The 17,063-nt window shown below is 38.0% G+C and carries 9 protein-coding genes; 1 reads left to right on the forward strand and 8 read right to left on the reverse strand.

Going from position 1 to position 17,063, the window contains the following annotated elements; translation table 11 throughout:
• Window positions 1–216: 216 nt before the first annotated feature.
• The 3 genes from QD47_RS30200 to QD47_RS23285 form a co-directional block, all read right to left on the reverse strand.
• Window positions 217–552, reverse strand: a complete 336-nt coding sequence (locus QD47_RS30200; protein ID WP_052646891.1) for a helix-turn-helix domain-containing protein — start codon at window positions 550–552, stop codon at window positions 217–219.
• Between the two features lie 704 nt (window positions 553–1,256).
• Window positions 1,257–1,436 (reverse strand): aspartyl-phosphate phosphatase Spo0E family protein, encoded by a 180-nt coding sequence (locus tag QD47_RS23280; RefSeq protein WP_044648361.1) that lies wholly within the window; start codon window positions 1,434–1,436, stop codon window positions 1,257–1,259.
• A 224-nt stretch (window positions 1,437–1,660) separates the two neighbouring features.
• Window positions 1,661–3,049, reverse strand: coding sequence for a helix-turn-helix domain-containing protein (locus tag QD47_RS23285; RefSeq protein ID WP_044648362.1), 1,389 nt, complete (start codon window positions 3,047–3,049; stop codon window positions 1,661–1,663).
• A gap of 672 nt (window positions 3,050–3,721) precedes the next feature.
• On the opposite strand from QD47_RS23285, the gene QD47_RS23290 reads away from it, so the two are divergent.
• Window positions 3,722–4,168 (forward strand): AbrB/MazE/SpoVT family DNA-binding domain-containing protein, encoded by a 447-nt coding sequence (locus QD47_RS23290; RefSeq protein ID WP_044648396.1) that lies wholly within the window; start codon window positions 3,722–3,724, stop codon window positions 4,166–4,168.
• Between the two features lie 281 nt (window positions 4,169–4,449).
• Here QD47_RS23290 and QD47_RS23295 read toward each other — a convergent pair whose 3' ends face one another.
• From QD47_RS23295 to QD47_RS23320, 5 genes are all read right to left on the reverse strand, one after another.
• Complete coding sequence (locus QD47_RS23295) at window positions 4,450–4,773, reverse strand: hypothetical protein (protein WP_044648363.1); 324 nt, start codon at window positions 4,771–4,773, stop codon at window positions 4,450–4,452.
• Between the two features lie 1,688 nt (window positions 4,774–6,461).
• Entirely contained in the window at window positions 6,462–6,659 is a 198-nt protein-coding gene (locus QD47_RS23300; RefSeq protein WP_044648364.1) for a hypothetical protein, read from the reverse strand.
• An 805-nt stretch (window positions 6,660–7,464) separates the two neighbouring features.
• Complete coding sequence (locus QD47_RS23305) at window positions 7,465–8,340, reverse strand: hypothetical protein (protein ID WP_044648365.1); 876 nt, start codon at window positions 8,338–8,340, stop codon at window positions 7,465–7,467.
• A 1,020-nt stretch (window positions 8,341–9,360) separates the two neighbouring features.
• Window positions 9,361–10,278, reverse strand: a complete 918-nt coding sequence (locus QD47_RS23310) for an SMEK domain-containing protein (RefSeq protein ID WP_161797195.1) — start codon at window positions 10,276–10,278, stop codon at window positions 9,361–9,363.
• A 1,164-nt stretch (window positions 10,279–11,442) separates the two neighbouring features.
• Window positions 11,443–16,782, reverse strand: a complete 5,340-nt coding sequence (locus tag QD47_RS23320) for an OmpL47-type beta-barrel domain-containing protein (protein ID WP_052646893.1) — start codon at window positions 16,780–16,782, stop codon at window positions 11,443–11,445.
• Between the last annotated feature and the right edge of the window lie 281 nt (window positions 16,783–17,063).

A 17,063-nucleotide genomic window follows, 5' to 3' on the forward strand; every position in this document is an offset into this window, starting at 1 on the left:
CTACTTAGCAATGGTCGGTCAACCAGACAGTGCCACATAACAATAATGTTTCACAAATCCCCAATACCTTTTGTTCCAAAATTATCATCCCGGTTACACGAGGTATGATCAGAAAATTTCAGTTTATTGTACAAAGTTAAATATACAGATGAAGTAAAAAATCTTGCATATAGAATTTTATCCATTCCGCACAAGTTGGATGAACTTCATAGCTTCCTAAAAATAATTTATAAAAACAGGTTCATTGATTGATAGGCCTAATTTTTGGGCTTGATCTTCTAATAAACAAATTGTTTCTTTCATATGATTTTTCGGATAGCTGTCAACAGCCTCTGTATAGCCTGCGGCTTGCATTAAATATTCGTAACTAGTGTCCTTTAAAAAAGGAACCAGATTCTTCAAGTTCAATGGAGAGACTTTATTTAAGCCCGATTCGATTCGGTTTATTGTCGAATGACTTACACCGGATTTTTCGGCAAGCTCTCTTTGGCTCCTATACCCGCTTCTCTCTCTTAATTTTGCAAAGTAAACTCCAAATTCCTTTAGGTTCATTTTCATCCCCCTCCATTAATCTAGCTTTTAAAAAAGTCACATATCTCTTTAAATATACTACTGCACATGATTATAGATTCCATAAGAATTTGTTTTATCTTTTCACAATTGAATTATTTTTCGATAAATTATCAACATCATGAAAAAATAGCGCTAACTTTGTTCTGACTTTCCCTGACATTGGTTTTATCTCTGTAATATTTATTGGGAAAAAGAGATGATTTAATAATATTACACCACATACTTTATCTTTCAAATACTAGATCCAAAACGACGAAACTAAAATATATATTCTGTTATCAAAAAACAATCCCGTTTTTCTCAGAGAATATAACTAGCAATTTGGAGTCATGCGTTTAGCACTTTTAGATCTTAAGCCTGTCAAAATATAAATAGTTCTCATAATTAATTAATTTCTATTTTATGACATGAGTATGTATTATACTATCATATAAGGCATTTTATAGAATAATTAAAGTCGTTAAGTAATAGAGTAATTAGTTTTGCATAAAGGAGGATGGATAAGAATGAATTAAACTTGAGCGAATCGTTATACCAAGAAATATACGAAGTGAACTTGTTTCTGTAAGAAAATTTTTCAACAGGGATAGGCATCATCCTAAGAAAAACATAGTCTGATGCCCTTTAGAATGTCTTGATTTATTCCCTGTGTACGTGAGCGTATATTATGTGGTTGGTTTTTGTTATATCAGTTGGATAAAAATCTTATTCTGAGACATACGGTTGTACTGATTTATAAGTTCATCCAAAAGCATAGACTGCTCTAGCACACAAGCATGCCTAAAACCATACCGTTTGTACAAATCATGTAATCGCTGCCGGGCGCTCTCTAACTGTTGTTCTATCGATTTATCCGTATTCATACCACATTACCCCTCCTAATGTATCTCATTTTAGGTTCGTATGTGGTAAATATAGGCTTCTGTTTTTGCAGAAAAACCAGCTAAACATAATAAAAAAAGACCAGCTAAAAAGCTGGCCAATGGAAAGACAATAAAACTTGGATCAAAATGTACCCACATGATCTTGCGGCTGGAATGTTCCAGAAGTCGGATGCTGAACTGGTACTCCGAATACCAGTAAGAAACTAGCTGCCACTAAGATTAAAGCCATCTTTTTTATCATTTTTTTCCCACACCTCCTCATATATGGATTGGAACTGAGTCTGTACTCCAGGAGCCGCATGTGTTTTGAAATGAAAAAATAGTCCAACACAATTGGCAATAAGTAGTACATGATTAATTGTAGCAGATTTTTCCAATGCGTCTATCAGACACTTAAAGCCATATGAATATTCTTCTTTATTAAAGCTATATTTGGCCATTTTGTACCAAAACCGTGCCTGCTGTTGCAGTAAAAACGGCTCAACAGGAGATGGCTCTTGATACGACGCAATTTTAGGCTCAAAGCGATGAAGGATGTGGTCCACATCAATATTGTACTTATTGGCTGCTTCAACGATATTCAAAAGTTCATTAAATATATGTTTTTCACCAGATATATATTCTGCGTAATCCGACAGGACACTAACGTCTCCAGTCATAAGCCTATTTACGTAAGTATTAATTTTGGCCCATTGCTGAAATTGACCAACCCAATGGAGTGTATCTGAATCAGTTTCCTTAACCCAGCCTAGATCAGTATAGCAACGTATATGCTCTAAAGCCCGTTCATGATCTCCAATTGCATCACTAGCATGTGCACACATCAGTTCGGCATAAGCTATGTATGCAAACAACGGCCCAGAACTTGGTTTTCTTTGTGGAAATTTCTCTTTCCGATCGGAGTTATGAACAATGTCATATTGAATTCTGCCTAGTTGTCCCAACTGATGAGAAAAATTATATACCTTGTCCCATTCACTTAATGATCTGTAAAGATTCGCTAAATCTTTTAGTGCATCTAGCTGATCCCATTCATTCAAACGATTAACAAATGTTTCAAATATAGTAGCTGCTTTGAGATTAAGATTCTGATCCTTTCCTATAGCAAGCTGAAATAAGCGATATTGGCACACCGCAAGTCGTTCTGAATGTTGCTGCCTTTCATTCTCGGCCACTTTTTCGTAAAGATAAGTAGCTGCTTTTCCATAACCATTTCTGAAAGAATCTTCGGCTAATTTAAAGAGCTGTCGAGCATAGTTAGGATTATCTAGTAACACACTTACTACTTTTTTTAAGCAGTCTAATCTATTAAACTGCACACATCGATACAAGAACGGACTAATTCTTCTCCAGTTAAGTTGTACATCTACAACCAATTCTTCAACAAATAAATCATAGAAGTGGTCTGGGGGTAGATTCATTCCTTTAGTGATGCGATCCAATTGGTACGTCGAAATGGGGCGATTGCCACTTACAATGCCGCTTACTGTACCTGGATTCATGCCTGCAATGTGTCCAAACCCTGTCAAAGTTATGCCTTCTCGTTTTAGATATTTATCTAATTCTGCTCGAATCGTAGGTGTGATTTCCATGATAAACCACCCTTTCAGCTTGAACTTAATGTGATGCATTCTTCAGTAAAAGTTTTAGTTAGCAATCTTATAATATAATTATAATTTTGCTCATCCATAATAGTACCATCTTTTGGAACAATAATAAATACTTCTATTTTATTGCTTTTTATCTTGTTATAGGAGAGTTTCGAGATGCCACACGTAAAAATGACAAGGCAATTAGATCCTACAGGTCGCTTCGTAATTCCAAAAGAAATACTCACGACCTGCAGCATATCTCCCCATGATTCAGTGGAATACTTTATAGATGAAGAATCTAGTGCGATATCCCTACAAAGATATAAAAAATATTATTGTATATTTTGTAATTACACAGAAGACTTAATGCGTTTTAATGGTTCTCTTATATGTGAAAATTGTAGATATATTCTCAAAAATACATCTAAGGATACGACGGCTTAACAACCTAAAGAGATCATGAGTCAACTTTTTTTAGATTTATATAAAGAACATCTGGATGCAACACTACAGGAATACGCCAATATGTTAGTCATGACGCAGGCTCGTGTTAGTCAGCTCATACAAAAATGTTTTATCAAACGGGTGATCAACTGGAGGTTAAATCTGTTTCTGCTACCATTCGCTCAAGTAATACCAATTCCTAAAATTGATAAAAAGGAGGATACCATTTTGAAGAGTACAGGTATGACACGCCCATTGGATTCGTTAGGCCGAATTGTAATACCCAAGGAAATGCGAATATCAATGGACATTGATGTTGGAGACAGTTTAGAATTTTATATGGATGTTGAAACAGGCTTTTTGAGTCTGCGTAATTATGTTGGTGTGGCTTGTAGAATATGCTCATCTATTGAAGATCTAACCTATTTTAGAGATTCATTCTTATGTAAAAAATGTATAAATGATTTGAAAGGAAACATAGGAGTTAATCCTATTCCTGTTTCCGTTGTTAAAGGTCCTAACTACAAGGAAAAGCGAGATTATAAGTCGTCAGAGTACCTACTACAGCAACTAAAAGACCTCATGCTCGAACATCCTAATGCCAAGCAGGGAGAATATGCAGATTGGCTCGAAGTATCACAGGGTCGCATATCTCAGCTTAAAAAGATGTTATAGGTAAAATCGGAATTTTGCCATTTTGACTTGTTGATCACGCTTTAATGTTCGTTCGATTTTTTAATAGATTCTTAAATGGAGTAGCTAAAACCCTGATTCCTCTAATGAAGAATTGGGGTTTTTATCTACGGTTGTACCTACATGTGCAACCAATCCTAGTACTCCAACGGCACTCCCCAGTACCAGAATATGAAACAACATCTGATAATCAATCTCCATATGCATCAATCTTCTCTCACCAGTTTTTAGCATATACTTTAACAGATGTGTCTTATAACATTTTACCCTGAAGTTAGGGGGCTTCCATTTTTGCTCAGCTTTACTGCTTCCTTCTGTTCATAAGTTTTATTCCTCTGATGCTTCCCGCTAGATTTGCTTGAGCGATACCAAGAGTTGCCCTGCTTCTTAGTCAGAAGACGTGCATATTTTCGTATAAAAGCCCTGACCAGGCGCATTTCCTTACGGACCATCTCTTTCTGTTCCTCTGGACTGCCTGTGTCTTTACCGTACAGTAGATCATAATTAGCATGACCAACGGTATCAAATGTGCTCAACAAATAAATAGATTCTTTAATCGCATCTGAGAGCGTGAGCGTGCGCTTCATGTTGGTTTCCCAATTGATCGAGTGCTCCTTTAACTTACCCGAGCGTAAGGCATCAGGTGCCCATATTTCCTGTTCCCAAGTAAGAGAGAAAATAGTTTCTTTAGGACACCCAAGCGACTCAAAATTTCGATTCGAAGCTGCTGCCTACGCTGCATGATCCTCTCATATTTTTTAACTACTTTCCCGCTCGGGCTTGGTACCCATGAGACTTTTTTAGCAGCTATACAGCTATATATTCGGCAATAACTCTTGATTGGATAGGTCTTTAATTTTCTTCATCCTCATTGCTATAGCTCCCTTGTTTGGCGTACCAGTCCCTCACTTATTACCAACTTTATAGGATTAGCTTCTCCATTGTACATTCCTATGAACAATTCCACATTCTATGTATTTACGGTCAAAAATCCAAAAAAGAACGTACGCTACACTACTTCTTGTTCTTTTGAATTCTACCTTCCTTGACCTGCGTTCAAAACGGTTTCAAACGCCAAGACAGAGTGCAGCGGGGTCTTGGTACTGTTTCTGCAAAAAATGATGAGAGCAAAATGGTGAAGATGGAGCAAATATGAGTAAATAGAGCACTTCGATCCTGCATCATATAGATTTTGTTTTTTGAAGATGATACTTTACCCGTCAACTGACCAGCGATGCGGGCGGGGTATCCGGTTGGTACCATAAAAAAAGAGTAGAGTTCAAATGAAATCTACTCTGAAACCAGGCCTTTATGCTTTTGACCTACGCACCGTTGAGGGTGTCAAGCGCGGACCGGACATAGAGCGCCTAAGGCAACCCTCCAGCGGCGTGTATCAGGTCTAGGGTAGGGTTTTAAGTGGCCAATGAGTTGTTAGCGTGAGTCCGATTCCCCGTTTCGGATCTGTTCCACACCCCGATCATCTCTAGCTTGTAGCACAATGCAGCAAAAAAGGACCCTCCCGATCTTTCCGGAAACGTCCTTCTTCTGCTCGGTTTTTCAGGTTATTGGCCATACTCACACCCAGACAAAATACCTCGCTTAATGTAAATTGTTTTGCTTTTTTTATTTTGCCATCTTTTGATGACGATGAACAAATAAGTAAGTAGAACAACGAAGAAAACAATACCGATTATGGAAGCTATAAAAGCCGAAGTCAAATCTAACAACTCCTTACCTTTTTTAGGTAACTGTATAAATATTTTAACCGATCTCACATTGATGAAGGTATGATGAAGAAGTTCAATCTATTTGGCACAACAAAAAGAACGATTTGCATCGCCTATATACTTCAGAACCGTTGGATCTCAGCATTTGGAGGGTTTACTATTTAGAATTCTTTTGGTATCTCCTTTTCTCAAAGGTGGTATTTTCTTTTATTGGGAGACATGATGCAAGAAATACCGTTTTTCTATTGTTAATTTTTCATATAATGAAATAATCACATTATAAGTCTTGTGCTGTAGCCAACTTTATATGGAGATACTCCACACTTATATATTATATATTACATAACATGGGATGAATGTATTGAAATTTATCTGCACCAGAACTAATGTAGTATTGGCCTGCTTTAGCTGTATTCATTCTCACCAAAAGAGTCAAAATGGGTATTTTGTTATGGCACTAACTAGAATAGGCTGCGAGATATTCTCGCAGCCCTTCCTTGTAGAATTAAGGTTACCTTTTATCTATTATTGTTAATCTTCAATTTTCGCTAAATTATATCAAGTAACCGTTCAAATTCTTCTGGTGAAAGGGAATCATGAGCCATAAATCCGCCGTCATAGTCCTTTTCAGAAAACATATACTGACCTGAGGTTAAATCTACATTGATTTCCAATACACAATATATTCCGTCAAGATGAAAATCAAAAGCTCCAGTAGATTCACCGAGAGATGTAAAAGTCTCCACAACCTTTTGAATCTTGAAACTCTCTTGTATAAAACCGGCTCCCCCTGTTCATCTTCTTATACCGTTCTTACAAACCCCTTTTGTTCTAATCTTTCTCTCGTTAACATACTGCTTCCTCACCAAAATTATAATATCAGACTTATTTGTTATCCCTCAAACCAAATGTATTTCCAAATAAGACAAGAATCAATAATAGCCGAATGCTGTAAGGTTAAGAATAAAAACATCTATATAACTGTAAAAAAGAATTAGAGATGTAGAAACATTATATCAATCAAAAATTGTCCATATCGCAGAGCTAGGGCTTCATCACTTTATATCCATCAATCTCTAAGAAGCAACACAATGTTAAGTTTGTATGGAATATGGACGTATCTATTTTCGGGTCCAAACACAATTGTGAGCAACGATTATAATTGAGATATTATTTTATTATTATTGATACAAATTGTAATTTAAAGTAATAATTTATATTTTTTTAAGTGTAAGCAGAACCCCCTCTACCACTAATTATGACCAAATCTTAGGTTCATTAAGGCAAAATACGGTTTTTAGCCTGCTCCGTACAAGAGATGATATTTAGGACTAAAGCTCCTGTTCGGAAAATCGGTTATATTCTTTCGCTCTTAAATCTCAACAAAAAAGAGGGGGTGGCTTAAGGCCTGTGAGTTACGGTAATAATTGATACGAAAAACACACCATTTTGCTCTATAATTTCAGTTACAACTGATACTTTTTGCGATTATAAATGATACTTTTCGTGTTTATTTTGATTATAATTGATACTTTTCGGAAATACCCTATCTCAATCGAAAATCACACTTGACGGATCGTCCTCTGATTGTTGACTCCACACTAGAGAATTCCATTCATTCAGCATCCTTAAAGCTGATATCATCGTAATTAATCTATAAACATCTTTTTTATTCCATAACGTTGGATTATCTCTCCCGTGTAAAACCCAATTTCTATTGATCAACGGCATCCTATCTTCCGTGAATCCACGATACCCAAACGCTATATTGCGTAACAGGTTAAGAACCGAAGCACTAATTGCGTATATAATTGAACTTGTATCTCCAGTTTGTACAAGCGAGGACTGCACCCTCCTTATTAATCTTTTTCCTATTTCATCAGATTGTTCATATGATAGTTCATGTTCAATAGCAGAAACTAGCGAGGGAACAACTGCTTTATATTTTTCATTATTATTTGAATAAAAACACTCATCGTAAAAATCTTGCCAACCTTCTTGAGCAGTGGTTGTAATGTAATCTGTTTCTCGTTTATATAAATCATAATTGTCTGATTCGAATGCCCTCACAAAAAGCCGATCCTTCGTTACTTGACTACCCTCTTCTTTGGCGATACTCTTGTATTCACCGATGGTCATATGAGCTGACATGCACCAACCATCCTTTGCATTTCTCTCACAAGCCTCATTAAAGTGATTCGTTAATAGATCCATATTCATAATTTGATTCACGTTTAGAGTGACTGAATGAAATGCTCCAGTTATATCCTGAACATTTTTAGTAATTGGCGAAAACAATTTGAAAGATTTATTGGCATGCTCGTTGATAGGACTAAAGGAACGAATTAAATTTACGTTCTGTTGAATTGAATTTATTAACTCGAAATTAAACCCGCTGGTTTTAAAACTACTATTGTTGTCACCCAATATATCTCCCCCAAAATTATCTTTACTTGTTATAGCTAACAAAGAAAGGATATCACGATGAATGCCTAACTAGTAAGGTAAAAAATCAACATTACAGATGTTGTCTACATAAAAAATTCAGTAGGAAGGCAACCTTGAATGGTTTTCAGATATACTGTTTGGTAGGCTACATTTAATTACTAGTAACAAGTCATGCCTCTGTTGTTTTTTTTATAATAAGTACATGCTTCTTGAACTCCTACCTTTAAATCATAGCTCTTCAAAAAATAATGCCAATTGTAGAACGTTTCCCTCCAATGAGTCTATTCAATTTGGTCCCATTATCGTCTCTTCTTATCGCACAGTGACCTTGGACAAATCAGCATCCATACCTTTAAGCGCAGCATAGGTTATCCATGACTGTGCCGTCAAGTAAATGACTCATGTTCTTGTCCATCGACAGGAATACTGGTTAGTTTTGTTGAATCATTCAACCTTTCTGCTTACAAGTGAAGAAAGCAGCCGATCTTATTGATCGGCCGCCTTTTGTAAATGATTGATTCTAATATTTTTTATTAAAGTATCTTTTACGATCCGATAACTGCTTCTTCAGATGAAACTTATCCTCAAATAACCTGTTTACTAATTCCTCTGTCTCTTTCTAATTTTTGACACGTAATTCATCAATCATATATTTATCCTGTTTGGTCTTACATGTTTTGATATTCCACCAAATTCGTATCTCCAAAACTGGATTTCATTCAAATCTGCATCTACTAGATCAGGCGTATATCGTGAAGCAAGAACAATCAACTTATTAATCAGGTTCGTACTTCTTGTGCAACTCTTTGTCAGTCCAAAATCAGAACGAATAAAAAAATTGAGAACTGGCATTAGACTGACCTTCAATTCTTAACATAAAATGGAGTGGATTTCAGCAATATACCTTTAAGTGTATTAATGCCTTCGCATTAATATCACGCACCGTTAATTATTCATCATACTGACCCTTTTTTCAATTGAATAACCGAATAAATCAAGTTAATCTTGCCATCCAATAGTCACTCGATCACTATGGAACTTGACATCAATATTATTTAAAATCGGTTTTAACACACGAACAAGTTCCCTGTATTCGTCTCTCCTCATATGAAACAAGTCTTCATACTTATTAAGTTTTTTAAACTGATTATATATTTCAATTAATTCCCTAGTATATTCTGAGGGGTTCTCAATTAACAATTTCTCTGTCTTATCATAAACCACGGTTTCAAATCTCATAAATTGTAGCGTAAAATATAATTGCTCAGTTCTGAATTCTTCTGGTTTAATCAAATTGAGAATATCTCTGAATCTGAATTTATATCCATTAAACATTAACGTTTGTCTAAACAGCGTAGAGTAGTTGGAGTTCAGTTCATCCTCTATTATGAGTTTTATCTGATCATCGATATTGTTTTTATTCCCCAACATTTCAGATTCCAGTAAGTCAACGATTTCTTTTAGTTCATCCTTATTTTTGCTGAGTATATCACGTGATAAATCTGAAAAGCCCTTTACATTTTCTTTGTAATCAAACGAAAAGTTTTCATAGTTCAGCTTTTTCCTGTAGTCTTTCTTAGTCCCAAGCATGAACAAATTAATTTCATTAAAGCTACTATAAAGACCATTTGAGTCATATGTGTCTAGCGTTTCTTCTATCTTCTTGACGTCAACTGTTGAGCTGACTTGATAGCAAATGCGAGAATGATAATCCCCCAGATCAACGGCTGGAAAGTTAACTTTTATTTTATTCAAATTAATCAAATTCAGACCATAAGTTTTGTTAAGAACCGGAACAAGGAAATCCTCGCAGTATTTATTGATGTCGTTTAGACTATTCACGTTATTAAGTTCAATATAGCTTTTAAGCCATCCAATGCATGCAAGAGCACGTTTAGTAAGATCTTCTCGTTTCAATAACATTCATCCAATACCTGCCTTTGAACTTCTAAGAGTATTATTTTGATTTTGTTGTAACATCACTTATTTCGTAAAGTAACCCCTAGACCAGTCCCTGATCTATAGTCCGTTGCTACTTTGATCTGCAGTTTAACAGTGTTCTCTAAATTCACATTATAGCTGAATTGCGGGTCTCAAACTTTAAATTCATGAGAGTATGCTTTCTCCCCATCCAGAACAATAGTACAATTGAGCGTGTTGCGAGAACTCTAGAATTTCTCAATTAATCTTCCTGTACCTTTAAGACCTTTGTATTTGCCATTAAGATAATACTCATCGTATTTCCAGTTTTCTGGAGCAGCTGAAAAACTGTGTGTATGATAATTGGAATAATTATTCCTGACGTTATCAGCAACAGCGAATCATCGTAACCAACCCCAAAGATGTTGAATATACTTGCAGACTGTGTATCGATTGGTTTCATATTTTTCCAGGATATAGAATTGTCTCCCCCTGACTTGGCCCAATCAAATTCTTCGCATCCAATTTCACGGATTGCCCTAGTGCAGCATCACTTACAAATGTTAAGGGTACAATGTATTACCATTGTTACAGGAAAGTTTTAAGTTCTCTTTTTAGGCATTTTTGAAATATGATCCACCTTTATGGTATTTATACTTTAAAAGACCTCAATCATTTGCCACCAGAAGCGTATGCTCATGCTCCGTTAATCGCCGCACCAAAGGCCATTCCTATAATTAGACTTTTAGGCTGGTCTCTCATGTTGATAATAACCAAATATATATCGGCTTCTTTCCTCCTGTAGTTTACATTAGATGAGTATCTCAAATATATAACAATGAGTATCTAAGCATTTCAAGTGATTCCCTATTATCAGAAGAGCATCAACTATTTCGTTCAACCATACACTTTAAATAATGCTTTCTGCGTATTGCAATTAGCTGCATATCATAAATTACTAAACAAAGAAAAAGAGCCTCCAAAAAGGAGGCCCAGGCTGTCGAGAAAGTCTCGACAGCCTGAATCCTTGCTATGCAAGGATTTTTCAAAAAATTATCATTGTTGATGTCTCAAACATGTACCGTTAAAAGTCTCATTTATTAATGAAATCTGCCTCAACTATAACCGTTACTCACAAGGCCACTCCCTCAATTCCTTCATTTATCTTTTTTGAAGCATGTTAAAAATCATTTCAGCTGCTTCTGCACGAGTAATGCTTTGTTTAGGCCGAAAACTACCATCGGGATAGCCTTGAACTAAATTGTCCTGGGTAAGTCCAAGCACATCTTCTCTCGCCCATTCTACAATTTTAGAAGTATCCGAGTAAATATTACTATTCTGTACTGGAGTAGCCTTCACAACATTATTAACCATTTTAGCAGCCTGCTCCCGTTTGATGAGCTGTTCAGGAGCAAAGACCGTGTTACTAAATCCACGAGCAACCTGACCTTTTATCGCACGTTTGAGTGGATCAATGTACCAAGCTGAATGATTAATATCTTTGAAACTTAACGATACATCCAGTTCCTGAGGTAGTTCCAATGAACGGACAAGCATCGTGGTAAACTCGACACGTGTTACAGGCCTGCTCGGTTCAAAAGTTGTATCATTGATACCCTTCAATATTCCTTTATCGGCAAGCGCATTTATCTTGTCTTTATTAAATGTCTTGTCAATGTCATCAAAGTGATTTTTCTTGGTCTCAGTTGAAGATATTTGAACTGTTTGGGATTCGATTGGCTCTTCTGCAACAGGTTTCACTATATTTATTAAGCCTCCTCCTTCAGATGAGACCTTTTTCTTTAGTGTCTGCGTCTCCAGTTTTCTGGGTTCACTTTTCTTTCCCGACTCATTTTCGGTCCACATAAGAACTTCATATTTGGTATTGGCTGTGAGTCCTTCCCAATTGAACTCCCGAGCCTTTCCCCTATAGATTTCGTTTCCTTTATAAGACATGACAAAAATCTCGTTCGGATGATCAAATAGCCAGGTGAATAGAATCGAATTTCTGTCTGGTGTTAGATTGACCGTATAATCAGCATTCGGAAGCGTACTTACTGTCACCCTTGCAGTTGGGCCGCTGCCAGTACTGTTCACCGGCTCTAATCGGATCTCGTAGTTTTTTCCGCTTTCAAGTGCTGGTAGGGTATACGTAGAATTGGTAGTCTCTCCGATATACTTATCCCCTACATATATTTTGGTGCTGTCTGAGCCTGGAGCTGGCTTCCACCCTATGGTTACCGAATCCTCCGTCACATCAATGATCTTTATATCATTAATGGATAAGGAATCTGGAAGCATACGATGAGTATAGCTACTATTCAAACCCATTCCCGTCGAATTTTCTGAGCTACTATAAAAATGATAAATGACGCCTGGTTGCAGATGATCGAACGTCATTTCATTTTTTTCTGTCTGCTGTTCTTGCTCATCTTCACGTATTCCCACATGATACTTTTCCGCACTCTTAACAGTATCCCATGTAAACGTAACAGTTGTTGCAGATTGGGATTTTATACGCATAAGAGGAGCTGCAGGTAGAGTCAGTAACTGCTTTTCAGCTGGTTGTCCAATGCCGCCAGCGTTTCCACTCGCCACCGAATAGTTATAACTGGTACCAGGTTCCAGACCATCCACTTGTACAGTCGTATCCGACACGACATAAGTGGACCCATTGATCTTAATTCTGTACTTGGAAGCTCCGCGCTGTGGCTTCCAGCTCAAAGTTACCCCTTGTGAACCTATATGTTCAGCCTTTAGGTCCGTAGGCTGATCTGGTAACGTGACAGAATGTATGATCTGTTCCTTGCCATAGCCACTACGATTAAAAGCTCGTATTCGTAGCTCCGCAAGAGTACCGGATGGTAGAGACGTGAACTCAAACTGCTGAATATCCTCAGCTAGTAAAATCTCAGTTCCTCCATTTACCCGGACTAAATACCCTTCTGCACCTTGGGTAGGAGTCCAGTTCGTCTTTAATGAGTAAACATCAGAAGTAACCGTTCTGAAGTTTGCAACCTGTTCTGGCAACGTTATAGCTCTATAGTCGCTAAATTCACCCATCCCAGTCTCATTCTTTGCAGAAATCCTGTATAGATATTCCGTTCCCGGCCTTAGCCCGGTATCTTCAAATTCCGAGTATACATCTTTATAAACACTCTTTGTATCACGGTCCAATTGATAGTATGTTGCTGTCAAAACCGTATTCCAACGAAGCCGGACACGATCCTCTTGAGCTTGGACAGATATAAAATCTGTAGCTCGATCTGGAAGACTTAAATAGGAAACATGGGTTTGAATCCCTTCACCCGTTGAATTGACAGCGGATATACCAACATCATAGACAGTACCAGGTTGGAGATTATCCAACTGCTCATAAACAGATCCGGTTACAGTAGTATGAAAGTCGATCTGTTTAGTATCCTGATTCACCGCGCTAATATTGTAATAGGTGGCAGACTGCACCGTTTCAAAGCTTAGATGGGCCCGGCTAGAATTCCTCCCCACACTATCCACGCGGATATTCGACACTGCACCAGGAAGAGTGAGAATATGAACCTTATTACTATTCACGCTTGTACCGACATGATTACGTGCCTGAACAACATAGTCATATTCAGTGCCCTCTTGGAGTGAGTCATCTGTAAATATATTTTGCGGATAAGGAATTGTCCACGTTTTTCCAGTTGTCGTATTGGTCAATACATACTCATAACCGTCCGTAAGGGTTTGACCATTGGGTAGAGACCACTCAAGCTGCGCCTCTTTTTCCCGAACGGATAGTACTTTTAATGTAGGCACCTCTGGAGGATACTGAACCCGTAAGTATGATGTCGTTTCCTCCTTTACATTCCCAACATTATCAGAAGCTTTCGCATGCAGATACCACTCACCTTCCTTTGGAATTGAGATGGTTTTCGTTTCACTTGTGGCCGTTTCCCAATCCGTAGGGGATGAAGAACTATGGTCTACTTTGTAATACCTCATATTGGGATCAATACCAGCTATAGAATCGGTATATTTAATGTCCACCTTGATGGTAGATTTATCCCAATCGCGCTCCCTCGGAGTAAATTGTATATTAGGTGGTATTTTATCCACCTTGGCTATATTCTGAACCTCAGGACTCCTATTTCCTGCCTGATCCACTGTCCTTGCTGTTATGATTGAGCTGCCGTTTGCCGTGATTATACCATGATCCCCATCTTGATAGGACCCTTCGTTTATACGGTATTGATAATGAACGTCCGATAAATCGTCCGTACTACCTGAAATTTGAAATGTTACATCATCGGCTGTGTAGACACTCGACGACACACTAATAGTCGGCTTTGTAGGTGGCGTTTTGTCAATCCTCAAAAGCTTGGTTGTTTCTTGAGATAGATTACTAGCCTTATCGACAGCCCGCGCATATATCATCGTCTGGCCCTCTAATGGAATGGAGAACTGTTGATCGTAATCCTTCCAGGTTCCGTCTTCCCCGACCTTGTATTGATTTTTTAAGAATCCACTTAGGGTATCCTCAGTATCGGTCATTGAAACCTGAATATCATCTTTAGACCACTCACCAGAACTAAGCTGGATAACAGGTTTGGTCGGTGGGGTTTTATCTACCCGCAGCTGCTCCATGACCTCGTCACCAATATTTCCGGCTTTATCCAAGGTTCGTGCATATACCTTGACATTTTCTACTCCTACAGGAATAGGAGCTACATAGTCCGTCCAGTTTCCGCTTTCGCCAATTTTGTATTGGCTTTTCAGTACGTCACTGCTGCCAGCGTCTACTCCATCGGTGACAGTGACCATGATATCTTTGTTGGTCCACTCTTTGGTGCTTACCGATATAACTGGCTGGCTTGGAGGTAGACGATCAATTTTAGCATCAGCAGATACCACATTACTGATATTGGTTGCCAGGTCAATGGAACGGGCAAAAATGGTTGTCCGGCCCTCTTGTGTTATGTTAAAAGGCTCAGTATAGTCGAGCCAGCTGCCGTTGCCAATACGATATTGAGTTTTTTGAACCCCACTAAGGTTGTCTTGACCACTGGATAGGGTCACCAATACATCCTTGTTTGTATAATTAAGATCACTCAGGGTGATTGTTGGAGTTGTCGGAGGTGTTTTATCGATATTTGAATTGGCCTCCGTTACTTGGCTGATATTGCCTGCACGGTCAATTGTTCGGGCGTAAATCTTAACATTCTCTTGTGAGACGGTCACTGGGCCAACATAATCCACCCACGCACCATTGCCAATCTTATATTGGCTTTTGAGGACACCGCTGCCCCCTGAATCATGGCCGTCTTGTACCGTGAATTGCTTATCACTACTTGCCCAATTGATATTGTTAACCAAAATATTGGGTCGATCCGGTGCGATATTATCAATCAATACATCTTTCATAACTTCTGGGCTAACATTGCCTACATTATCTACGGATCTAGCGTAAATAGTGCTTTGACCATTTTGATTAACATGGAAAACACCATTGTAATCTTGCCAGCCTTGGTTCACGGCTCCCTCGATACGGTATTGGGAACGAGATAAACCGGAAAAATCGTCTGTTCCCGGCTCCAGCGTAATTGCATAGTCTGTGCTGTTTCCCGTTACCTGAATTCTTGGCGGAATCGGGGCCATCTTGTCGATCCGTACAATACCAGAAGAAAGGTCACTTTTCTGATTTTTAAGATCCACCGTTCTTGCATAGATGGTATTATTTCCATGACCATCAACTGTAAATGGTCCGGTATAGCGTTGGAACGCACTACCGTTTAGACTGTACTCGTAGTAATTTAGCCCTTCGGGGGCTACATCCCCATCCAACCAAACATTTACAGGGTCCTTTGTCCATCCTGTACTTGATTGGCCTTGAGCTCCAGCATTTACTTGAGGAGGTTTAGGCAAAAACTCTGATTTTGGTATGATACGAACACCAAAGGTTGTTATGCGGGAACTATTATTGAAGTTATCTACCCCCAGAGCGTATAGACCTCTTACTTGTTTATGGCCGATTACGTCGGTTACATCAATCCATTGGTTTCGCGGATCACTACCGAAACCGTTAGGGCCAATGCGAGACCATTGCGTATAATTCGTACTTGTAGTATAAGCAAAAGAACCGACACCAGCGGAGGTTGAAAACCACATTCCCCATTCGCCGGTATAAATAATTTGAACCCTGTAATTGTTTAAATCATATGATTTACCCAAATCAATAAATCGTTCATAGGGCTCTTTCTCATTACAGTTGTAACCAGTGGTAGTAGTCTGACGAGAAACCTCAGTTGCACCACCACTGCCTCCCCACCACTGTCCAGGAGTAGTCCCGAAACTATTCCCACAGCCTGGCCCACCTATAATTTCCTTTTCGGGTCTTACTGTTGCGGCTGATGCTATTGCCGGAAATAAAGGAATCGAGGTAAAAAGGACTAGTAAAGCTAATAACCCACATGTCCATGTGCTATACTTTCGTAACTTTCTTAACAAAATCGTTTCCATTTACTTCTCCCTTCAAGTATTTTGTTTTCAAAGAGTTCTGCAATCTCGCTTTTAAAAAAAGAAAAAGCACCTCAAACAAAGGCAAATTAGCCTAAGTTTGAGGTGCTTCCCCATTTAACGAGTATGCATTTGTGGCTATTATACTTCGTTCTAAATGTGATGTAAACTGAACCCCTTTGTTTGAATTCCATATGGATTGTTATAAAGTTCAATCAAAGTTTTCCTACTAAAACTACTAAAATCAACCAAACTATCTTATAATAATTAAAAATAACTTGGTG

The organism is Paenibacillus terrae (genome assembly GCF_000943545.1).
GTDB classification, from domain to species: Bacteria; Bacillota; Bacilli; order Paenibacillales; family Paenibacillaceae; genus Paenibacillus; species Paenibacillus terrae_A.